We start from the raw sequence: 21,679 nt of genomic DNA, 5'->3' as shown, positions 1-21,679 counted from the left end.
GTCACCCCGCGCGCGTCATGCCGCCGCGGCGGCGCGGCGTACCTCGTCTCGGATCTCGCCCATCAGGCGCGCCTTGAGCGCGGCGAAGTCCGGGCTGGTCTTCATGGTCCAGTCGCGCGGGTGGGGCAGCGGCACCGCGACCTCGGCCTTGATGCGGCCGGGGCGTGCCGACATCACCACGACGCGGTTGGCCAGGAAGATCGCCTCGTCGATGTCGTGGGTGACGAACAGGACGGTCTTGCGATCCGCTTCCCAGATTTCCAGCAGCAGTTCCTGCATCAATTCGCGCGTCTGGTGGTCCAGCGCGCCGAAGGGTTCGTCCAGCAGCAGGATCTCGGGGTCGTTGGCCAGGGCGCGGGCCAGCGCGCAGCGCTGCTGCATCCCGCCAGACAGTTGCCGCGGCCAGTGGTTCTCGAAGCCGCTCAGGCCGGTGCGCGCGATGAAGCGCGCAGCGATGTCGCGCTGCTCCGCCTCGGGCAGGCCGCGCTCGGCCAGGCCGAAGCGGATGTTCTGCGCGACAGTCAGCCACGGGAACAGGGTGTAGGACTGGAACACCATGCCGCGGTCGGGACCGGGTGCCGTGACCGGCGCGCCATCCAGCGTGACCGTGCCGGCGCTGGGTTGGTCGAGCCCCGCGACGATGCGCAGCAGCGTCGACTTGCCGCAGCCCGAGGGGCCGAGGATGGCGACGAATTCGCCAGGGGTCACGACCAGGTCGGTCGGCTGCAGCGCGAGCGTGGGCGCGGTGCGGCCCTGGCCGGGGAAGGTGCGCGTCACGCCTGCGATGCGCAGGGTCTTGGCGCTCACAGTGCCGCCCAGGGGAACAGCCGGCGATTCAGCGCCTTGAACAGGAAATCCGTCACCAGCCCGATCACCCCGATGACCACGATGCCGAAGATCATCTGCCCCGTGTCCAGCAGCCGTTGGCTGTCCATGATCATGTGGCCGATGCCGCTCGTCGCGCCGATCAGTTCCGCCACGATCACGTAGGTCCAGGCCCAGCCGAGCACGAGCCGCAGCGTCTCCATCACCTGCGGCGCGGCCGACGGGATGATCACCCGCCGCACGATCCCGCGCGATCGCGCCCCCAGCGTGTAGGCGGCTTCCACCAGGTCCATGCGCGTGGCACCCGCGATCACCGCCACCATGATGACCACCTGGAAGAAGGACCCGATGAAGATCACCGACAGCTTCTGCGCCTCACCCACCCCCGCCCACAGGATCAGCAGCGGGATGAAAGCGGAAGCGGGCAGGTAGCGCGCGAAGGAAATGAAGGGCTCGAAGAAGGCCTCGACCGGCTTGAACGCCCCCATCATGAGCCCGAGCGGCACCCCCAGCGCGGCGGCGATCGCGAAGCCGCCGAACACCCGCCAGATGGTGATGGCGATATCCCCCGCGAAGCCGAATTCGGTCAGCAGCGACCATCCGGCGCGCAGCGTCTTCTCCGGGCTCGCGAGGAACAGCGGCGGCACCCAGCCGGACCAGGTCGCCGCCCCCCAGGCCAGCACGAACAGCACGAAGAAGGCCGCGCCCAGCAGCACCCGGGCGCGGGCCGTGACGGCCACGAGCGGCTTCACCCCTGCGCGGCCCCCCGCGCCCCTGTGCGCGTCACGCCAGGAAGGTCGTGTTCAGCAGCGCGCCCAGGTTCACGTCCTGCCGCACCACGCCGGTCTCGCGCTGAACGGTGTGCGCCTTCTGCATGAACTGCGGCAGCCCGTTCGCGACGTAGTCGCGGTTCTTCGCCTGGTCGAGCCATTCGATGTACTGCGCGCTGGCGGCGAATTGCGCGGCGGTCTGGTTGACCCGCCGGCCCATGATCTCGTTCGACCGATCGGGTTCGCGCGCGATCATCGCCAGCGCATCCCACCAGGTCTTGACCACGCGGCGCACCGCCTCCGGGTTCGCCTGGATGAAGGCTGGCTGGAATGCGAGGGTATCGACCACGCAGGGGTGGTCCAGCGTGGTCGCCAGGATCTTCCCGCGATCCGCCCCCATCGCGCGCACCTGCGACAGATACGGCTCGTAGGTCGAGCAGCCGTCGAACTGCCCCGCCACGAAGGCCTGCGCCGCGGGCTGCGGCGCCAGCGTCGCGGCGGTCACGTCGCGGATGCTCATGCCGTTCTCGCGCATCATGTAGGCCAGCACGAAATACGGCGTGGTGCCGGCACCATCCACCGCGATGGTCTTGCCGCGCAGGTCGGCCCAGGCATTGATCGCCGGGCGCACCGCGATGCCATCGCCGCCGCGCGAACGGTCCAGCACCAGCACCTGCACCAGCGGCGCGGCACTCGCCCACAGGATCATGGTGTCGACCGTGGTCACCACGCAGTTCAGCGCGCCGCCCACCAGGGCCAGGTTGCGCTCGCGCTGCGGCACGAAGCGTGTCTCGACATCCAGGCCATTGGCGCGGAACAGCCCGGCCTGTTCGGCCAGCGTCAGCGGCGCGAAGCCGGTCCAGCCGGACATGCCGATGGTGATCTTGGGGAAGGCCTGGGCGCGCAGCGCGGCCGGGGCGGCCAGCAGGCCGGCGGCGGCGCCGAGGAGAAGGCGGCGGTCCATCTGTGTCGCTCCGGTAGGGGTCGCCCGAACCTAGCGAAGGCCGGTGCGCGCGCAAGCGCCGCGTCGGTGCCCCGGCCCGCCGCGCCGGCGACGCTGCCCGGCATTCCGGCAACACACACGCCTCGCTGCGCAGCGCGCGGGCAATGCCCCCTTGCGCCACGCGCCCGCCGCGCCGTAGCATCCGTCCCATGATGCAGCACCGCATCCCGACCGCTCGATTTTGGTACCGCTGGTATCCTCCGGCGGCCTAGGGAAACGCGTCAGCATCGTTCCACCCGAAAAGCCGCCAGGACCTGGCGGCTTTCGTGTTTCGGGGCCCTTCGCACCCCGCCCCGCGCAAAGGCACCAGGCTCCCGCCGGCACCCGCCACAGGAGGCCCGCCATGCAGCGCACCGACTACGATTTCGACGTCATCTCCGGCCCGTCCACGCCGCCGCGCCCGCCGCGGCCCGGTCCGGCCGCCGCCGACAAGCCCCCCGCGCCGCCCGCCAAGTGACGCGGTGTTAACCCAGCCCTGCCATCCTCCGTCGCGTGGCCCCCCGAGCCGCGAACCGCGCCAGGACGGCGGAAGATACGGATGGAAACACCGTGCGGCCTGCCGAGTGGAATCTCTTGTCCGACGACCAGCAGCTGGTCCTGTCCCGCGAGGCGCTGCGCCGCGCCGCCGAAACCCTGGCCGACCACGCCGAGATCCTGGCGCAGGAAATGGAGCACGGCGCGCTGCTCGACCGCGGCGGGCCGGATGCGCTGCGCCTGTTCGCCGCAGTGGTCCGCACCACGAATCGCGAGGCCTTCGGCGAGGTCGGGCACGCCTGACCAGCCGCTCCCGGCGGCCGCTCAGCGGCGGTACAGCACGTAGTTGATCGTGAGGTCGATGGTGACCTCCTCCTCCGCCGTGCCGGGCGGGAAGGGGGGCAGCGTCGCGCCGCGGAACACCGCCTGCGAATAGTGGTTCAGGAAGACCGACCTCGCACCCTGGCGCAGCTCCACGCTGCGCACGCGGCCATCGGCGCCGGTCGTGATGCGCACCATGACCGGCCCCTGCTCGCCCAGTTCGGCCGCTTCGCGGGGGTAGCGCAGGGTACGGTCCAGCCATTGCCGGAAGGCGTTGCGCCAGTCCGGCCCGGCCTGGGCGCCGCGCACGCGCAGGTTCTCGACATCGCCCGGCCCCGGCAGGCTCGCGCCCGGCCGCAGGTCAAGCCCGCGCTGCGGCGCGGATGGCTGCCCCAGCCGGATCGGCGGGCGGTTCGTCAGGTCGAGCGGCTCGCGCTGCGGCGCCACCTCGACCGGCGGGGGCGGTGGCGGCGCGGGCGGCGGCAGGGGCAGCGCCGCGATCTGCGGTGGGGTGGGCTGGGCCGGGCGCTCCGGCGCGGCGGCCGGCGGCGTGGCCGGCACCGGGCGCGGCGTGGGCGGCGCGGCGGGCGGCGGCGGGGGCGGGGCACTGGCCACCGGGGGCGGCGCGGCGGCGGCAGGTGGCGGGGGCGCGCCCGCCGGCGGGGGCGGGGGCGGCGCCGGGGCCGGCTGGCCGGGCGGCGGGGCGGGCTGCGGCAGGGGGCTCGCGCTGGGTGCGGGCACGGGTTCGGCCGGCGGCGCGGGGGCCGGCGCCGGTGGCGGCGGGATCTCGGCCAGGCGCGTCGGCGCGGGCGGTGCTGGCGGCGGCGGCGCGGGCGGCGGCGTGGCCTGGGCCGGTGCGGGTGGCGGCGGCAGGGGCGTGGGCGCCACCGGGCTCGGCGTGGGTGGCGGCGCGGCCGCGACCGGCGGTTGCGCCGGCGCCGGCGGTGCGGGCGGTGGCGGGGGCGGCGGGGGCAGCGCGCCGACATCCGGCACCGGCCCTTCCTCCGGTGCCTCGGCGCCGCGCGGCGCCTGGTCCGACCCGCCCTGGAACACCACGGCGAAAGTCGGCGCCGGCAGTTCCTCCGGCCCGCGTCGGCTGCGTGGGTCGAGGTCGAACACCAGCGCCGCCACCACCAGCGCATGCAGCAGCACCGAGACCAGCGCGGGCACGCCCATGTCGTGCCGGCGGCGGCGGCGCGTCGCCATCGGGCCCCAGGGTGGGGGCATCGACGCGGCGGCCGGGGCCGGCGGTGGGTGGCGGTCTCGGGGCGAAAGGCGCATCGATGGGTCCGGGGAGCCCTCGGGAGATGGGGGCGGCCCTGCCGAATCGAAGCGATCATCGGGTTGCCGCGGAAGGTCGCTCTGCTACACCAAAGCGCAGGGCCGGGTTAGCACAGTGGTAGTGCAGCTGATTTGTAATCAGAAGGTCGGGGGTTCAAATCCCTCACCCGGCACCATCCCCGCCGTCCGCGCGCCCCTTGCGGGCATCGCCGTGCGGCGTGCCGCCGGGCGTGCGGGCCGAGCACATGGTCCCCAGCCATGCACGGCGCGGCCCTCAGACCGCGCCGGCCCGGCGCGCGTGTCAGGGGCGCGGCAGCGACCGGTCGTTCCGGCAGCGCGCCAGCGGCAACTGCTCGGCCGAATGGATGCGCACCGCTTCGCGGTTGGCATCCGCGTCCATCACCACGCAGGCGCAGCCATACCCATAGTAGCCGTGCGTGCGGACCCATTCGCGCTCGGTCATGCCCCGCACGCGTTCCATGCCCGGGGTCGCGCGCGCGCCCTGCGTCGACATGATCCACTCGCCCTGCCGGTCAGTCAGCCAGTAATTGCCGGGGGAGGGGTTGTGCAGCCAGCCGCAGCGGCGTTCGGCCGCCTGCAGCGGGGCGATCGGCAGCGCCAGCAGGCACAGGGTCAGGATCAGGCAGGCGGAACGCATCAATCACCTCGGGATTCGGCCAATGATCCTGGCACGCTTGCGCCCGGGCCGCGACAAGGCGACACACTCCCCGACATGATGCTGCCAGTGCCCCGTCTGGTCCGCCCGCGCCCGCTCCGTGCCCCCGGCCACGCCGGCGCCGTCGCGCCATGACCGAGGTCGAGGCCCTCGCCCGCGCCTTCGCCGCGCCGGGTCGCATCAGCGTCCCGGTCCTGGACGCGATCCACGACGCGCAGCACCCCGTCTGGCTGCATGCCTACCGCCCGGCCGGCTACACGCCCGACCGGCCGGTCGTGTTCTCGATGCACGGCATGGCGCGCAACGGGGAGGAATACCGGGAGCACTGGATCGACACCGCCGACCGCCACTGCGTACTGGTGCTGGCCCCCGCCTTCCCGCACGAAACCCATCCCGGCGAGCGCGCCTACGATGACGGCGGCGTGGTGAATGCGGCGGGAGACGTCACGCCGTCGCGCCGCTGGGCCTACCAGGTGCCGGCGCGGATGCTGGCGCTGCTGCAGCGCGCCGGCGTCACGAAGCGCCGCCAGGCCTTCCTGTTCGGCCATTCCGCCGGCGCCGAATTCGCCCAGCGCATGGCATTGCTGACCGACCGTTCGCCCTTCTGCGCCGTGGTGGCGGCGAATGCCGGCTGGTACACGCTGCCCACGCTGCTGCGCCCCTTCCCCGAGGGCCTCGGCGGGCTCGGCCTGACCGATGCGGATCTCGAGGCGCGGCTTGCCTGGCCGCTCACGATCCTGGTCGGCGAGGCGGACCTCGATACCACCGGCCCGTCGGTCCCGTCCCTGCCGGCCGCGCTGGCGCAAGGCGCGCACCGCTTCGCCCGCGCGAAGCACCTGCTGGCCTTCGCGCGCGCCGAGGCCGTGCGCCGCGGCACCGCCTGCCACTGGCGGCTCGAGACTGCGCCAGGCATCGCCCATGACGGCCACGCCATGGCGCAGGTCTGCGCGGCGCTGTGGTTTGAAGGGCAGGTGCCAGATGCCGCCCGCATGGCCGCGCTTGCGGGCAAGGGCTGAGGCCCGACGGGTCGGCCCCGCAAGTAGTTTCGGCCGAAGCCGGAATGAAGCATTTATTACATTTTGTTTAGCTGCCGGCGGCCGGTATCGTTGCCTCAGACATGGTCGCCCGCCTGCGGGTCGCACAACCGACCAGCGGTCCCAGGGGGCAGAATGGTGTACGACCCGACGACGCGTTCGTACGTCCAGTCGAACCGTCTCCTGAAGATCACCACCGATCTCGGCGTCGACATGGTCATGCTGACCGAGCTCGACGGGGTGGACGAGCTGTCCCGGCCCTTCCTGTTCAAGATCCGGATGGTCACCGACAGGCCGATGGAAGACGTGAAGGCGTTGCTGTCGACGGCGGTGACCCTGGAATTCGGTGCCGCGGGCACGGAGGATGGGCGGCGGCCGTTCCGCGGCTACCTCCGCCGGCTGGTGCGCACCGAGCTCACGAACGCGACGCGCGACGAATGGCAATGGGAGGCCGAGGTCGTGCCGCGGCTGTGGTTCCTGTCGCTGCGCACCAACATGCGCATCCACAAGGACATCACGTTCCAGCAGATCGTCATGAAGATGGCTGGCGAATACGGCATCCCCACGCCGGTCATGCGCGCCACAAGCTTCGGGTCGACGAAGCTCGATTTCTGCGTCCAGTACCGCGAGAGCGACCTCGCCTTCCTGTCGCGCATCATGGAGCGCTACGGCTGGTTCTACTTCCACCAGCACGACAAGCACCAGACGAACCTGATCGTCGCTGACGCCAACCTTCATGCCGACCAGCGCACCGTTCTCGACGACTCCAACCTCATATCGGTCGAGGAGGATTTCTCGGTGCAATCGGGCCAGTGGTCCCTTCGCGAGTTCGATCCCTTCAGCTTCGTCGCCTCGGCGGAGCGGCGCCCGACCAAGATCAGCGGCAAGGCGCTCAATACCGCGCATGAACGCTACGACTATGTCGGGGCCTTCATCGAGAAGTCGGGCCAGTCGGGCGTGATGGGCCTGGTGCCTGTCGGGCGCGACCTGACCGACGTCGCGATGGAGCGCGAGGAGGCGCGCCACCACCTGTGCCGCGGTGCCAGCATCAACGCGCACCTCGACGCCGGGCGGAGGGCCACGGTCGCCGGGTCCGACGTGCTGGTCACCGCCGTCACGCACCGCGCCCGCGACTACAGCCATTGGACCGACGCAGACTGGGGCGCGCAGGAGCGGACCGCACCCTTCTACGAGAACGCCTTCACCTGCATCCCGTTCGCCGTGCCCTTCCGGCCCGAGGCGATCACCCCGCGCCCGGTGGTGGACGGCCCGCAGACCGCCAAGGTCACGTTCGGCGGCGACAATCCCCAGATCGACAAGTTCGGCCGCGTCAAGCTGGACTTCCACTGGGACCGGGAGCACAGCGGGTCGGCCTGGGTGCGCGTCTCCCAAGGCTGGGCCGGCAAAGGCCATGGCCAGATGCATATCCCGCAGACCGGCGACGAGGTGATCGTCGAGTTCCTAGAAGGCGATCCCGACCGGCCGATCGTCACCGGGCGCGTCTACAACGGCAAGAACACGGTTCCCTTCCCGCTGCCGGGCGAGCACACGCGATCCGGCATCAAGACCGTCCGCGACAATCAGCTCCGCTTCGACGACGCGAACGGCAAGGAGGAGGTCTATATCCGCGCGGCGAAGACCCTGCTGACCGAGGTGGTGGACACCGAGACGCACAAGGTGGGCCTGGGCGGCACGGGCGACCGCATCACCGAGATCGCCAACAGCGATACGCTGACCCTCAAGCAGGGCAACCTCAAGATCAAGGCGACGATGGGCGGGGTCGAGATCGAGGCGGCGCAGCAGATCGTCCTCAAGGTCGGTGCCAGCAAGCTCACGGTCAACCAGGGGGGCGTGACCATCGAGGGCACGATGATCGAGTTGAAGGCCGTCGCCCTGGTCAAGATCAATGGCGCGACCATCACGATCGGATGACCCAGCCGCTCCGGAAGTTGACGATGGCGCTGCCGGAGGTGCTGGCGCGCATCGAGGTCGACCCGCCCAGCCGAACGCTGGTCGAAGGCCTCGCCACCGTGCCCGAGGCGCTCGCCGCGCTGGAGCAGCATGGCCACTGGATCGCCGCCATCCGCATCCTCGGCCAGGCGCTGCCCGTGCGCGAGGCGGTCTGGTGGGCCTGCGTGTGCGCCCGCCGCGCGCCCGACCCGGCGGCGACGCCTGCCGACCTGGCCGCACTGCAGGCCACCGATGCCTGGGTCCGGCGGCCGTCCGAGGAGCTCCGCCGCGCTGCGATGGCCGCCGCGCAAGCGGCCGGCGCGCGCAGCCCCGAGGCCTGGGCCGCGATCGGCGCGTTCTGGTCGGGCGGCAGCGTCGGCCCGGCGGACGCCCCGGAGATCCCGCCCGCGCCGCAGATGTGCGGCGTGGCGGTCGCCTCGGCGGTGCTGCTGGCCGCGCTGCGCCCCGACCCCGAACAGGCCGCCGGGCGCCACCCCGCCTTCGTCGCGAGCGCGCGCAACATCGCCGACGGCGGTGGCGGATGACCGGGAGCGCCGCGCCATGATGCCCGCCGCCCGCATGTCGGACATGCATGTCTGTCCCATGGTCGAACCCGGCCCCGTGCCGCATGTCGGCGGGCCGATCGTGGGCCCCTGCGCGCCGACCGTGCTGATCGGCGGCCTGCCGGCCGCGCGCATGGGCGACACATGCATCTGCACCGGCCCGCCGGACACGATCGCGACCGGCAGCGCCAAGGTGACGATCGGCGGCAAGCCCGCCGCACGGATGGGCGATGCGACCGCGCATGGCGGCACCATCGTGGCGGGCTGCCCCACCGTGCTGATCGGCTGACCGGCGACTGCTGGGACAGCGGGCCGGCGGGGCGGCTATGTTCGGCGCATGACGCCCGGCCCGCTCCTCGCCGCCCTTGCCGACTGGGCAGCGCGCGAACCTGCCCGCGCCGCCTTCATCGACCGCGGTGTGCCGGTCGCCTTCGGGGCGCTGGACCGCCGCGTGGCCACCGCCGCCGCCTGGCTGGGGGGCCAGGGGGTCCGTGCCGGCGACATGGTCGGCATCACCCTGCGCGAGGACATGGCGCACATCGTCGCGGCGCTGGCGCTGCTCCTCCTGGGCTGCGACCAGGTCACGCTGGCGTCGCACGATCCGCCCGCGATGCGCCTGGCGCTCGCGCGGCGGCTGGGCGTGGCGGTGCTGCTGGCGGCGGACGACGCCGATGCGCTGCCGGGCCTGCCGCTGCTGCGCTTCGCGCCGCAGGATGCTGCCGCCCCGCCGCCGGTCCCGCCGGGGCGCATCGGGCGGGTCGTGCTCGCCAGCTCGGGCACCACCGGCCAGCCCAAGCTGATCCCGCTCGCGGAAGCCGACCTCGCGGCGCAGATGGCGCGCCGCGCCGGCGAGGGGCGGGTCTTCTTCCGGTCCATCCCGGTCGAGCACAACAACGCGAAGAAGTACCACCTGGGCCTTCTCGCGCTGGGGGCCACGACGGTGCTGGCGAACTGCGCCGCGCTGCCCGACCTCGCGGAGGCCTGCGCAAGGTGGGGCATCGACCGCGTGACGCTGCCGCCCGAACGCGCCGCCGCGCTGGCCGACCTGCAGGCACGCCCCGGGGCGCATCCCTGGCCCTCCGGCACTTCGATCGCGGTGTTCGGCGCCGCCGCCACGCCGGCGCTGCGGCGGCGCGTGATGGACGCCGTCACGCCGAACCTGGTGGTCAACTATTCCACCACCGAGATCGGTACCGCGACCATCGCCTGGCCTGCCGACCATGCGCGGCATCCCGACGGCGTCGGCCGCCCGATCGACGGGGTGCACCTGCGCATCGTGGACGAGGCCGGGCGCGACCTGCCGCCGGGCGGGACCGGGTTGGTCCGCGTGCGGGCGCCGGGCATGGCGCAAGGCTACCTGGACGATCCCGAGGCGCAGGCCCGCGCCTTCCACGATGGCTGGTTCCAGCCCGGCGACCGTGGCCGCATCGAAGCCGACGGCACGCTGGTCTTCGTGGGCCGCGATGCCGAGATGATGATGCTGGGCACCATCAACATCTTCCCTGCCGAGATCGAGCGTGCCGCGCAGGGTTTTCCGGGAGTGGCGGATTGCGCGGCCTTCGCGATGCGGTCGGCGTCGCTCGGCGACATCCCGGCCCTGGCCGTGGTGGAGACCGCGCCGGGTGCGGTGGACGTGGCGGCGCTGGCGGCTTCCTGCCGGGCAAGGCTCGGCCTGCGTGCTCCGCGCCGCGTGGTGGTGGTGCCCGCCCTGCCGCGCACCGTCACCGGCAAGGTTCAGCGGGACCGCCTGGCGGCGCTGACCGAGGGCGGCTGACCCCGCTGGCGCGCGGCGCCCCGCCGCCCCATCTTGGCGCCATGAACCTGATCGCCCCCGGCCCCGTCCTGTTCATGCCGCAGAAGCGGCCCGCCCCGCCCTCCGAGCATCGGCTGAAGGTGGTCTCCCCCTTCGAGCCGAACGGCGACCAGCCGGCTGCGATCCGTGAGCTGACGGCGGGGCTTCTGCAGGGCGAGCGCGACCAGGTGCTGCTGGGTGTGACCGGTTCCGGCAAGACCTTCACCATGGCCAAGGTCATCGAGGAACTGCAGCGCCCCGCCCTGGTGCTGGCGCCGAACAAGACGCTGGCCGCGCAGCTGTACGGTGAGATGAAGTCATTCTTCCCCGAGAACGCGGTGGAATACTTCGTCAGCTATTACGACTACTTCCAGCCGGAAGCCTACGTCCCGCGCACCGACACCTACATCGAGAAGGATTCGCAGATCAACGAGCAGATCGACCGCATGCGCCATTCGGCGACGCAGGCGCTGCTCGAACGCAACGACGTGGTGATCGTGGCGTCGGTGTCGTGCATCTACGGCATCGGGTCGGTCGAAACCTACAGCCGCATGGTCGTGAAGCTCGAACGCGGCGGGCGGATCGACCGTGACGCACTGGTGAAGGGTCTGGTCGAACAGCAGTACCGCCGCAACGACAGCTTCTTCGCGCGCGGCACCTTCCGCGTGCGCGGCGAGAGCGTGGACATCTGGCCATCGCACCTCGATGATCGCGCCTGGCGCATCTCCCTGTTCGGCGACGAGATCGACGGCATCCGCGAATTCGACCCGCTGACCGGCGAGGTCACCTCGGAGATGGAACGCGTCGCGATCTACGCCAACAGCCACTACGTCACGCCGCGCCCGACGCTGACCCAGGCGATCTCCCGCATCAAGGAGGAGCTGAAGGAACGGCTCGCGCAGCTCGAGGTCGAGGGCAAGCTGCTGGAACGCCAGCGCCTGGAACAGCGCACCATCTTCGATATCGAGATGATGGAGACGACCGGCTCCTGCAAAGGGATCGAGAATTATTCCCGCTACCTGACCGGCCGCAACCCGGGCGAGCCGCCGCCGACGCTGTTCGAATACCTGCCCGACAACGCCGTGCTGATCGTGGACGAGAGCCACGTGACGGTGCCGCAGATCGGCGGCATGTATCGCGGCGACTTCGCGCGCAAGGCGATCCTGAGCGAATTCGGCTTCCGCCTGCCCTCGTGCACCGACAACCGTCCGCTGAAGTTCGAGGAATGGGACGCCTATCGCCCGCAGACGGTGTTCGTGAGCGCCACGCCCGGCCCGTGGGAAATGGAACGCACCGGCGGCGCCTTTGCCGAACAGGTGATCCGCCCGACCGGCCTGGTCGATCCGGTCTGCGAAATCCGCCCTGTCGAAGGCCAGGTGGACGACCTGCTGGCCGAATGCCGCACCGTGTCGCAGGCGGGCGGGCGCGTGCTGGTGACAACGCTCACCAAGCGCATGGCCGAGGACCTGACCGAATACATGACGGAAGCGGGCATCCGCGTCCGCTACCTGCACAGCGATGTCGATACGCTGGAGCGCATCGAGATCATCCGCGATCTTCGAAAAGGCGTGTTCGACGTGCTGGTCGGCATCAACCTGCTGCGCGAGGGCCTCGACATTCCCGAATGCGCGCTGGTCGCGATCCTCGATGCCGACAAGGAAGGCTTCCTGCGCTCCGCCACCGCGCTGATCCAGACCATCGGCCGCGCCGCGCGCAATGTGGAAGGCCGCGTGGTGCTCTATGCCGACACCATGACCAACAGCCTCAAGCGCGCGCTGGAGGAGACCGAGCGCCGCCGCACCAAGCAGACCGCCTGGAACACCGAGCACGGCATCACCCCCACCACCATCAAGCGCGAGATCGCCGACGTGCTGCGCGATGTCAGCCAGGGCGACTACGTGACGGTGGAGGCGGTCGAGGACGACAGCGCCGCGAACTTCGTCGGCAAGGACCTGCGCGCCTCGATCGCGGAGCTGGAACGCAGGATGCGCGCCGCCGCGGCGGACCTGGAGTTCGAGACCGCCGCACGACTGCGCGACGAGATCAAGCGGCTCGAGGCGCTCGACCTCGGCCTGGAACCGAACCTGGCCGGACGGTCGCTGCGCGAGGCCACGCCCAAGGCCGACTGGAAACCGAAGCCGCTCGGCCCCGGTGGCGGCGGCTACGATCCGAAGAAGATGAAGGGCGGCCGGAAGAAGAAGGCCGGCTGAAGCGTTCGTGATTCCAGGGGCAGGTCTTGCCCCGCTTTCGCCCGATGCCCGCCACACGCCCCGGTTGTGCTGCGCGCATCGGACTCAGCAGAAGGGAATTGCGCATGTCCTGGACTTCCATTCGCGTCGCCGCCGTCGCACTGCTCGGCCTTGGTGTCGCGGCCTGTTCCGACCCCGTGGGCCAGCGCGCGCTGGTGGGCGGTGGCCTCGGTGCGGCGGGTGGCGCGGGCATCGCCGCGCTCACCGGCGGGTCGCCGCTGGCGGGGGCCGCGATCGGTGGCGCCGGCGGTGCCGCGGTCGGCGCGCTGACCGCGCCGCGCCAGCGCCGCGGCTACTACTGATACCGTCGGCCCGAAAGGGCCGACCGACATGCGTGCAACGTCGGCACGGCGACTGCGCGCGACATCAACGCCAGGCGAGCGGCCGCGCGACCGATCCACGAATCACGTCGCGCGGCCGTCGGCAAAAGGCTTGCGCGCCGTCGCGAGCACGTAGTCGAGGCCGGCGTAGATGGCGCCGGCCTCGAAGCGCAGCAGCGGCCGGTACGCGATCCGCGCCGAGGCCGGCAGCCGCGCGAAGAAGGCGGCGTCCTCCCGCAGCGCCTGGTGGAAGCCTGGGAAGACCTCCGCGCCGATCGACCGCACTTCCACCGCGTCGAAGCCGGCGGCGGCGAAGCGCGCGGCATAGGTCTGCTGTGTGTCGGCATTGGCATCGGAGATCGACAGCGCCCGCGCGAGCGCGCGCCAGGACGCGGCCTGCCAGCGCCGCCGCAGCGCGCCGCCCGCTTGTGCCGCGGGAATGATGTCGGCCAGCGCGATGCGTCCGCCCGGCCGCAGCACGCGGAAGGCCTCCGCCAGGAAATCCGCGCGCGTGTCGAAGTGGAAGGCGCATTCCAGCGCGGTCACCACGTCGCAGGACTCATCGGGCAGCGGCATCGCAGTCGCCGATCCCTCACGCAGGTCGATGGTGTCGCCAAGCCCCGCGCGCCGCACCCGCACCCGCCCCAGCCGCACATGCAGCGGCGTCACGTTCAGCCCGGTGATGCGGCGCGGCGCGAAACGCTTCGCCCAGAGCATGTCCTGGTCCGCGAAGCCGAAGCCGACATCGACGACGGTATCGTCGGGTCCGATCGCCGCGGCCTCGGCCAGCAGCAGCGCCAGCGCGGGGCACGCCTCCTCGATGCTGCGCGCCTCGCGCCAATGGCCGAGGTTCAGCCAAAGCCCCTGCGCCGTGAAGGCGCGCGTGCCGAGCATCCCGTACAGCGCATCCACCGCCGGCGGCCGCAGTATGGCCCAGGCCTGTGCCAGCAAGCCACCGCCCTGGATCCTCGCGCCATCGGTCATGTCACGCAGATGGGCGTCCGCCGCCATGCGGGAAGTGCGGCCCCGATCACGACGCAGGCAGCCTCGCTGGCCACGCGACACTGCCGGCGAACCAGGTTGATGCGCGCGCCGGGGCGCCACGCATCCGCCGGTGCGGCGCGCTTCAGGTGAACTCCAGCTCCACCCGCCCAAGCGTGTCGAAGTCCACCGCCGTGCGGCAGGGCCTGTCGATCCAGATCGGCGGCGTCACCGACCCCAGGAACACCACCTGTCCGGCGCGCAGCCCGCCGAACGCCGCCGCACAGCCCGACCCCGCCAGCCAGGCCAGCGCGGCGAAGGGATGCCCGAGCAGATCCGCCCCCACGCCCTCGCCACGCACCTCGCCGTCCACGCTGATCCGCCCGCGTGTCGCCGCCAGGTCGAGCCCGAGCGCCCGCCACCCCGCCACCGGCGGCCCCAGCACGCCGCCCGCATGGAAGACCTGGTCGGCGATGAGCGTCGGCGTGCCGAGCACCGCGAGGTCGCCATAGCGGCGATCGACGATCTCCATGGCGGCGAAAACCTCGCCGACCGCATCCGCCGCCTCATCCGCCGTGCAGGGCCCGGCCGGGATGTCACGCGCAAGCCGGAGCCCGACCTCGCACTCGATGCCCGGATCGACGTAGTCGGCATGGCGCACACTGGCCGGCGTGCGCTTCAGCCCAGCCTTCGGCACGAAGCCCCCCGCCGGCCCGGACAGCCCCAGATAGGCCTGCATTTGCTTCGTCGTCGCACCGATCTTGAAGCCCGCCGGCGGCAGGCCGCCCAGGCGCAGCGCGACCTCACGCTGCAGCGCGTAGCCGGCCTCCGGCGTCGCGGGCGCGATCCTGCCGAGTGGTGCCAGGATCCGGCGGCTGCGCCGCGCCTCGATGATGGCTTCGGCGGCGTCGGAGGCCATTGGCGGTTCCTTCCCTGGGCGATGTCACGGTGGTCGGGCAGGGCCCGGTCCGGGACACAGGCTCGCGCAGCGGGCGGCGCGGATCAATGCGACCCCGCCGGTTGGCACGACTCACTGGTATCGTTCCGGCGGCGACGATACGCTCGGCCCCTCCCCGGAAGGAGCATCACGCATGGTCGCAACGCGCCAGGAAACCGACAGCCTCGGGGTGGTCGAGGTGCCCGCCGACAAGCTTTGGGGCGCCCAGACGCAACGCTCGCTCGAGCACTTCTCGATCGCGCGCGACCTGATCCCGCGCGAGATGATCACCTCCTACGCCATCCTCAAGAAGGGCGCGGCGATCGCGAACCACGAGGACAAGCGGCTCGCGGATGAACAGTTCAAGCTCATCGTCGCGACCTGCGACGAGATCCTGGCCGGCCAGCACCACGACATGTTTCCGCTGCATGTCTGGATGACGGGGTCCGGCACGCAGTTCAACATGAACGTCAACGAGGTGATCTCGAACCGCTGCTGCCAGATGGCCGGCACGCCGCTCGGGTCGCACGCGCCGGTGCACCCCAATGACCACGTCAACATGGCGCAGTCGTCGAACGATTCCTTCCCCTCGGCCATGTACATCGCGACCGCGTTGGGCGCGAAGCAGCGGCTGCTGCCGGCGCTGCAGGCGCTGCACGATTCCATCGCGAAGAAGGCCGAAGCGTGGGCCGACATTGTCAAGATCGGCCGCACCCACATGCAGGACGCGACGCCGCTCACGCTCGGCCAGGAATGGTCCGGCTATGCCGGGCTGCTGGCGGACGGCATCGCGCGGATCGAGGCCGCGCTCAGCGATGTCTACAAGCTGGCACTGGGCGGCACGGCCGTCGGCACCGGCATCAACTCCGCCCCGGGCTTCGACACCGCGGCGGCGGCGCAGATCGCCAAGCTCACCGGCCTGCCCTTCGTCACCGCACCCAACAAGTTCACCGTGCAGGGCAGCCACGACGCGCTGGTGCAGTTCTCCGGCTGCCTGCGCACGCTGGCGGTCTCGCTGTACAAGATCGGCAACGACATCCGCCTGCTGTCCTGCGGGCCGCGCGCCGGCTTCGCGGAACTGAACGTCCCCGCGAACGAACCTGGCTCCTCGATCATGCCTGGCAAGGTGAACCCCACCCAGGCGGAGGCGCTGACCATGGCCGCTGTCCAGGTCATGGCGAACGACATGGCGGTCGGCTTCGGCGGCGCTGGCGGCTATCTCGAGATGAACGTCTACAAGCCGCTGATCATCTACAATGTCACGCATTCCATCACGCTGCTGACCGACAGCATGACCAACTTCCGCACGTTCCTGGTGGAAGGCACCACGCCGAACCTCAAGAAGATCGGCGAATACGTCGAACGCTCGCTCATGCTGGTCACGGCGCTGTCGCCGGTGATCGGCTACGACAAGGCATCGAAGATCGCGCATTACGCCATGGACAACGACCTCACGCTGAAGGCCGCCGCACTCAAGCTCGGCTACGTCGATGAAGCGACCTTCGACCGCGTGGTCGACCCGGCGAAGATGGTGAAGCCGTACGTCGCGGCGGAGGGCTGAGCGTGGCGCCCTACGGACAGGCTGCGCTGTCGCAGCAGATCGGCCCCGATCGCTTCAACGCCGACTGGAAGAACCCCCAGCACCGCGCCCGCCGCCTGGTGTCCGAGTTCATCGGCACGGCGGGCCTCACCTTCGTGCTGTCAGGCGGTGCGGCCATCCTCGCGCTCTACGCCGGTGCGCCGGTGCATCCCTTCCAGGCGGCCTTCATCCTCTCCGCCGTCTCAGCGCTGTGGCTGGTCGCGGCGGTCTACTTCCTCGGCGACATCAGCGCGCACTTCAACCCGGCCATGACCTTCGCCTTCACGCTGCGCGGCGACATGGGCTGGCCGATGTGCGCGACCTACGTGGTCGTACAACTCATTGCCGGCGTGGCCGGATCGATGCTGGCCCGCGGGTTCTTCGGCATCGAAGGCAACCTGGCCGCAACGCAGCCCCCACCCGGCCTGGCGTTGCATGCCGCCGCCTTCGAGGCCGTACTCACCTTCGGCATGGTGCTGATGGTGCTGTCCATGGCGAACGGCCCGAAGCTGAACGGGCAATTCATCCCGATCGCGGTCGGCGCCTATGTCATGTCGCTCGGCACTATGGGCGGCCCTTTCCAAGGCGCCGCCATGAATCCTGCCCGCGCCTTCGGCCCCGACGTGGCGCGCGGCGACCTCTCGACCTGGTGGGTCTACGTCGTGGGCCCCCTGAGCGGTGCCCTGATCGCCGTTCTGGTCGCCCGCTTCCTGCGCGGCCCGGCCAAGGCCCAGGAAGCCCAGGCCGCGATGGGCACGCCGCTGGGGCGGGAATGACGCTGGCGGGGGAGGGCTTTGCCCTCCCCCAAACCCCCGCCCACCAAGGCCTTAAGGCCCTTGGAACCCTCGACCTGATCGGGGGAATTGGGGAGGGGCATGACGCACCCGTCGCGTCGGTGGTTCCGACGACGCCCCTCCCCAATACCCCCGATGAAAGCTCCGCGGTCCAGGGGGCCGTAGCCCCCTGGTGGGGGAGGTCCGGAGGGGGCAAAGCCCCCTCCGCGCGCGTTCACCCCTTCAGCGCCGTACGATCTCGTACAGCGCCACCGCCGCGGCTGAGGCGACGTTCAGGCTTTCGACGCCCTCGGCCATGGGCAGGCGCACCAGTTCGTCGACGGTTTCGCGTTGCAGGCGGCGCAGGCCGGCTTCCTCGGCGCCCATGACCAGGGCGACGCGGCGGTCGCGCGGGGCGGCCTCGGCCAGCGTGCGCTTGCCTTCGCCGGCCAGGCCCAGCACCCAGAAGCCGGCGCGCTGCAGGGCGGCGATGGCGCGCGAGAGGTTCACTTCCCGCACCACCGGCACGATGTCGAGCGCGCCGGAGGCGGCGCGGGCGAGCGTGCCTGTCTCGTGCGGTGCGTGGCGGTCCTGCAGTACCACGCAGGCGGCGCCGAAGGCGGCGGCGGCGCGCAGCGCGGCGCCGACGTTGCGCGGGTCGGTCACCTGGTCGAGCAGCAGGACCGGGCCATCGGCGGCTGCGATCGCGTCCTCGAGCTGCACGGGTTCCAGCGGTTCCGCCAGCAGCGCAATGCCCTGGTGGACCGCGTCCTCGGTCAGGAAGGTGGCGAAGCGGGCGCGGTCGGCGCGTTCGGGGGTGACGCGCCAGCGGCCGTCATAGGCGTCGCGCAGCGTGAGCTCGGCATCGGTGGTGGTCAGCAGCCGGCGTGGCTTGCGACGCGGGTTGGACAGCGCGGCGAGCACGGCGTGGTGGCCGTAGATCCAATAGGCGCCGGAGCCCGCGCCGGCGCCGGGGCGCGGCGGGGGCGGGGTGTCGTCGATCGCGGCGGCGGGGGGCTCGGCCTGGACGCGCGCGGGCCTGCCGCGGGCGGTGCGCGCTGCATCGCCGCGTGGCGCGCGGAACGCATCGTCTCGCGATGCGCCGAAGTCGTCGCCGCGCCGCGCGCGGGGGGCGTCGTCGCGAAACCCTTCGCTGCGCGAACCGCGGGGCTTGTCGCCGCGGCCGGGCAGGGATGCGCCGCCGCGTGCGCCGCGCGGTGACTCCCCCCGAGCCGCATATGGCTTGTCGCCGCGGGCGGCGCCGGGATTTGCGCCTCGGGCAGCCCGGGGCTTGTCGCCTCGCGCGGCGCGCGGCTCGTCCTCGCGCGGCGCGCGCGGCGGTCCGCCCGGGTCGGGGCGATACACCGCCTTCGGCCCACCCTCCCGCCCGCGCCGCGGCGGGCGTTCAGGCTTTCCGGCCTCGCCACGGGTGGCGGCTGCCGAAGCACCGCGGCTGGCCGGCGGCAGGTCGGCATCGTCGCGGCGGGGCTTGCGGCCGGTCGGGCGCTGGGCGCCCGTGGGGCGGGTGGGGGTGCGGCCTTCCGGCCGCCTCGGGGGGCGTGGCATGGCCCCATCCAGCGTTTCGCGACGCCTTTGTCCAGCCTTCGCAGCGCAACTCGCCCCCGGGCGGGACGTTCATGGTCCTCACAATCCCCGCACGCGGAGGCAGGAAACCATGGCCAAGTCTGACGGACGGGGTCGCGCCCAGGGCTTCAAGGCAACGCACCCCGACGGGGTGCTGCACCAGACCGCCGGCACGCCCGACGCGCGTATCACCACCAATCACGGCGTGCCGGTCAGCGACAACCAGAACTCGCTGAAGGCCGGTGCCCGCGGCCCGACCCTGCTCGAGGACTTCGTGCTGCGCGAGAAGATCCAGCACTTCGACCACGAACGCATCCCCGAGCGCATCGTGCATGCCCGAGGGTCCGCCGCGCATGGCTATTTCGAACTGACCGACAGCCTGGCCGACGTCACCACCGCGCGCATCCTGACCGAAACCGGTAAGCGGACGGAGGTCTTCGTGCGCTTTTCGACCGTCGCCGGCGGCGCCGGTTCGGTCGATACGCCGCGCGACGTGCGCGGCTTCGCGGTGAAGTTCTACACCGCCGAGGGCAATTGGGACCTGGTCGGCAACAACATCCCGGTCTTCTTCATCCAGGACGCGATCAAGTTCCCCGACCTGATCCATGCCGTGAAGATGGAGGCCGACCGCGGCTATCCGCAGGCGGCCAGCGCGCACGACACCTTCTGGGACTTCATCGGCCTGATGCCGGAATCGACCCACATGGTCATGTGGGCCATGTCGGACCGCACAATCCCGCGATCGCTGCGCATGATCGAGGGCTTCGGCGTTAACACGTTCCGCCTGGTCGACGCGGCGGGCGAGGCCACCTTCGTGAAGTTCCACTGGCGACCGAAGCTCGGCACCCAGTCGACCTGCTGGGACGAGGCCGTGAAGATTGCCGGCGCCGATCCCGACTACCATCGCCGCGACCTGTACGAAGCCATCGCCGCCGGTGATTTCCCGGAATGGGACTTCGCCGTGCAGCTGCTGACCCAGGCCGAGGCCGATGCGCTGCCCTTCGACATCCTCGATGCCACCAAGCTGATCCCGGAGGAGGTGCACCCGCTGCGCGTCATCGGGCGCATGGTGCTCGACCGCAACCCGGACAATTTCTTCGCTGAGACCGAGCAGGTCGCCTTCCTGCCGACCAACATGCCGCCAGGCATCGACGTGTCGGAGGACCCGCTGCTGCAGGGGCGGCTGTTCTCCTACCAGGACACCCAGCTGTCCCGGCTGGGCACGGTGAACTTCCACCAGATCCCGATCAACCGCGCCAAGGGCTGCCCGTTCCAGAACTTCCAGCGCGACGGCCAGATGCAGACCCAGGTGTTCCATGGCCGGGCGAACTACGAACCCAACAGCCTCGCGGAAGCGGACGAGAATGGCGGCCCGCGCGAGGACCCCAAGAGCGGCTTCCGCAGCTACCGCCAGCCAATGGAGGGTCCCAAGCAGCGCCTTCGGCCGGAAAGCTTCGCCGACCACTACAGTCAGGCGCGACTGTTCTTCCGGTCCCAGTCGGCGGTCGAACAGGCCCATCTGGCGAGCGCCCTGGTGTTCGAATTGTCGAAGGTCACGCTGGAGCATGTCCGCACCCGCGTGCTGGCGAACCTGGTCAATGTGGATCCGGCGCTGGCCGCGCGTGTCGCCGATGGCTTGAATGCCCCGCTGCCCGAGGCGAACCCGACCGCCGCGCCGGTGCGCGACATGGAACCGTCGGCCGCGCTGCGGATCATCGGGAAGTATCCCGAGACGCTGGAGGGCCGCGCGATCGGCGTGCTGGTGACCGACGGCGCGGATGGCGCGGTGGTGGATGCCGTGGTGGCAGCCGCCAAGGCGGCGGGGGCCACGGTGAAGATCGTCGCGCCGCGGATCGGCGGCGTGAAGCTCAAGGGCAACAGGCTGCTGAAGGCCGATGGGCAGCTCGCGGGGACCCCGTCGGTGCTGTTCGATGCGGTGGCGCTGGTCGTCTCGGCCAAGGGCGTGGAAGCGCTGCTGGCCGAGGCCGCGGCGGTCGACTTCGTCGCGGCCGCCTTCGCCCACCTGAAGGCGATCGGCTTCACGGCGGCGGCGCGCCCGCTGCTGGACAAGGCGAATGTCCGCGACGACGAGCGCATCGTCGCGATCGACGAGGCCGACGACGCGTTCATCCGCCTGGCCGCCGGGCGGCAGTGGGACCGCGAGCCGGGCCTGCGCATGCTGGCGTGACGACGCGGCGGGCGCCGCGGTAGGGTCCGCCGCCGCGCCGATCGTTGACAGCGCGCGTCCCATGCGGTTAACCCCGCGCGCTCCCGCCGGCCCGAAGGGGTCATGCGGCTGCGGAGGGGTGCCCGAGTGGCTAAAGGGGACGGACTGTAAATCCGTTGGCTTGCGCCTACGTTGGTTCGAATCCAACCCCCTCCATACCGCCTGCCGGGATCTCCATATACCGGTGCAGGAGCAGGGACTTTGGGTCTGCGCCTCGCGGCGCGGGTGTAGCTCAATGGTAGAGCCCCAGCCTTCCAAGCTGGTTGTGCGGGTTCGATTCCCGTCACCCGCTCCAGCGAAGCGCGGGTCTTTTCCGCCCCGCCCCGGGGCACAGGATTTC

At 71.4% G+C, this 21,679-nt stretch carries 19 protein-coding genes and 3 tRNA genes; 14 read left to right on the top strand and 8 right to left on the bottom strand.

Annotated features, from left to right (window positions below):
• Positions 1-15 precede the first annotated feature (15 nt).
• The 3 genes from MWM08_RS20745 to MWM08_RS20735 are packed head-to-tail and all read right to left on the bottom strand — an operon-like array spanning position 16 to position 2,559.
• Positions 16-807 carry an ABC transporter ATP-binding protein gene (locus tag MWM08_RS20745; RefSeq protein ID WP_244408406.1) on the bottom strand — a complete coding sequence of 264 codons (792 nt, stop codon included), beginning with the start codon at positions 805-807 and terminating at the stop codon, positions 16-18.
• Positions 804-1,577, bottom strand: a complete 774-nt coding sequence (locus MWM08_RS20740; protein ID WP_244408404.1) for an ABC transporter permease — start codon at positions 1,575-1,577, stop codon at positions 804-806. Before MWM08_RS20740 ends, MWM08_RS20745 begins: the two co-directional genes overlap by 4 nt.
• A 31-nt stretch (positions 1,578-1,608) precedes the next feature.
• A complete protein-coding gene (locus MWM08_RS20735) occupies positions 1,609-2,559 on the bottom strand; it encodes an ABC transporter substrate-binding protein (RefSeq protein ID WP_244408403.1) in 951 nt (316 codons plus the stop codon).
• 588 nt (positions 2,560-3,147) lie between these two features.
• On the opposite strand from MWM08_RS20735, the gene MWM08_RS20730 reads away from it, so the two are divergent.
• A complete protein-coding gene (locus tag MWM08_RS20730; protein WP_244408402.1) occupies positions 3,148-3,375 on the top strand; it encodes a hypothetical protein in 228 nt (75 codons plus the stop codon).
• A 21-nt stretch (positions 3,376-3,396) separates the two neighbouring features.
• On the opposite strand, the gene MWM08_RS20725 is transcribed toward MWM08_RS20730, so the two are convergent.
• Positions 3,397-4,599, bottom strand: a complete 1,203-nt coding sequence (locus tag MWM08_RS20725) for an energy transducer TonB (protein WP_244408401.1) — start codon at positions 4,597-4,599, stop codon at positions 3,397-3,399.
• A 176-nt stretch (positions 4,600-4,775) separates the two neighbouring features.
• Between MWM08_RS20725 and MWM08_RS20720 the strand changes: the two genes are divergently transcribed.
• Positions 4,776-4,850: transfer RNA gene (locus MWM08_RS20720), tRNA-Thr, on the top strand.
• A gap of 125 nt (positions 4,851-4,975) precedes the next feature.
• On the opposite strand, the gene MWM08_RS20715 is transcribed toward MWM08_RS20720, so the two are convergent.
• Complete coding sequence (locus MWM08_RS20715) at positions 4,976-5,332, bottom strand: DUF4087 domain-containing protein (protein ID WP_244408400.1); 357 nt, start codon at positions 5,330-5,332, stop codon at positions 4,976-4,978.
• Between the two features lie 149 nt (positions 5,333-5,481).
• Between MWM08_RS20715 and MWM08_RS20710 the strand changes: the two genes are divergently transcribed.
• The 7 genes from MWM08_RS20710 to MWM08_RS20680 all read left to right on the top strand — a co-directional run bounded on the left by MWM08_RS20710 (position 5,482) and on the right by MWM08_RS20680 (position 13,240).
• Complete coding sequence (locus tag MWM08_RS20710) at positions 5,482-6,366, top strand: alpha/beta hydrolase family protein (protein WP_244408398.1); 885 nt, start codon at positions 5,482-5,484, stop codon at positions 6,364-6,366.
• 153 nt (positions 6,367-6,519) lie between these two features.
• Positions 6,520-8,316 carry a type VI secretion system Vgr family protein gene (locus tag MWM08_RS20705; RefSeq protein ID WP_244408397.1) on the top strand — a complete coding sequence of 599 codons (1,797 nt, stop codon included), beginning with the start codon at positions 6,520-6,522 and terminating at the stop codon, positions 8,314-8,316.
• Entirely contained in the window at positions 8,313-8,879 is a 567-nt protein-coding gene (locus MWM08_RS20700; protein WP_244408396.1) for a DUF6931 family protein, read from the top strand. The genes MWM08_RS20705 and MWM08_RS20700 overlap by 4 nt, the downstream gene beginning before the upstream one ends.
• A 16-nt stretch (positions 8,880-8,895) precedes the next feature.
• Positions 8,896-9,186, top strand: coding sequence for a PAAR domain-containing protein (locus tag MWM08_RS20695; RefSeq protein ID WP_244408395.1), 291 nt, complete (start codon positions 8,896-8,898; stop codon positions 9,184-9,186).
• Between the two features lie 48 nt (positions 9,187-9,234).
• Positions 9,235-10,671: a class I adenylate-forming enzyme family protein gene (locus tag MWM08_RS20690; protein ID WP_244408394.1), complete on the top strand. Its 1,437-nt coding sequence runs from the start codon at positions 9,235-9,237 to the stop codon at positions 10,669-10,671.
• Positions 10,672-10,712: 41 nt separating this feature from the next.
• A complete protein-coding gene (uvrB, locus tag MWM08_RS20685) occupies positions 10,713-12,899 on the top strand; it encodes an excinuclease ABC subunit UvrB (RefSeq protein WP_279323213.1) in 2,187 nt (728 codons plus the stop codon).
• Between the two features lie 104 nt (positions 12,900-13,003).
• Positions 13,004-13,240, top strand: a complete 237-nt coding sequence (locus tag MWM08_RS20680) for a hypothetical protein (protein ID WP_244408393.1) — start codon at positions 13,004-13,006, stop codon at positions 13,238-13,240.
• Between the two features lie 102 nt (positions 13,241-13,342).
• On the opposite strand, the gene MWM08_RS20675 is transcribed toward MWM08_RS20680, so the two are convergent.
• Both MWM08_RS20675 and MWM08_RS20670 read right to left on the bottom strand, forming a co-directional pair.
• On the bottom strand, positions 13,343-14,242 hold the full coding sequence (locus MWM08_RS20675) for a class I SAM-dependent methyltransferase (RefSeq protein ID WP_244408392.1): 900 nt from the start codon (positions 14,240-14,242) through the stop codon (positions 13,343-13,345).
• A gap of 142 nt (positions 14,243-14,384) precedes the next feature.
• A complete protein-coding gene (locus tag MWM08_RS20670; protein ID WP_244408391.1) occupies positions 14,385-15,158 on the bottom strand; it encodes a 2-keto-4-pentenoate hydratase in 774 nt (257 codons plus the stop codon).
• A 172-nt stretch (positions 15,159-15,330) separates the two neighbouring features.
• Between MWM08_RS20670 and MWM08_RS20665 the strand changes: the two genes are divergently transcribed.
• The gene (locus MWM08_RS20665; protein ID WP_244408390.1) at positions 15,331-16,737 is read left to right on the top strand and encodes a class II fumarate hydratase; all 1,407 of its coding nucleotides are present in this window, start codon (positions 15,331-15,333) and stop codon (positions 16,735-16,737) included.
• 2 nt (positions 16,738-16,739) lie between these two features.
• Complete coding sequence (locus MWM08_RS20660) at positions 16,740-17,531, top strand: MIP/aquaporin family protein (protein WP_244408389.1); 792 nt, start codon at positions 16,740-16,742, stop codon at positions 17,529-17,531.
• Between the two features lie 240 nt (positions 17,532-17,771).
• Here MWM08_RS20660 and rlmB read toward each other — a convergent pair whose 3' ends face one another.
• Positions 17,772-18,530, bottom strand: a complete 759-nt coding sequence (rlmB, locus tag MWM08_RS20655) for a 23S rRNA (guanosine(2251)-2'-O)-methyltransferase RlmB (RefSeq protein WP_423816056.1) — start codon at positions 18,528-18,530, stop codon at positions 17,772-17,774.
• A gap of 673 nt (positions 18,531-19,203) precedes the next feature.
• Here rlmB and MWM08_RS20650 point away from each other — a divergent pair.
• The 3 genes from MWM08_RS20650 (at position 19,204) to MWM08_RS20640 (ending at position 21,634) form a co-directional block, all read left to right on the top strand.
• On the top strand, positions 19,204-21,300 hold the full coding sequence (locus MWM08_RS20650) for a catalase (RefSeq protein ID WP_244408387.1): 2,097 nt from the start codon (positions 19,204-19,206) through the stop codon (positions 21,298-21,300).
• Positions 21,301-21,412: 112 nt separating this feature from the next.
• Positions 21,413-21,495 (top strand) — tRNA-Tyr (locus MWM08_RS20645).
• Positions 21,496-21,560: 65 nt separating this feature from the next.
• Positions 21,561-21,634: transfer RNA gene (locus tag MWM08_RS20640), tRNA-Gly, on the top strand.
• The last annotated feature ends 45 nt before the right edge of the window (positions 21,635-21,679 follow it).

It is taken from the genome of Roseomonas fluvialis (assembly GCF_022846615.1).
GTDB lineage: Bacteria > Pseudomonadota > Alphaproteobacteria > Acetobacterales > Acetobacteraceae > Neoroseomonas > Neoroseomonas fluvialis.
This window is presented reverse-complemented; position numbering and strand designations above follow the sequence as displayed.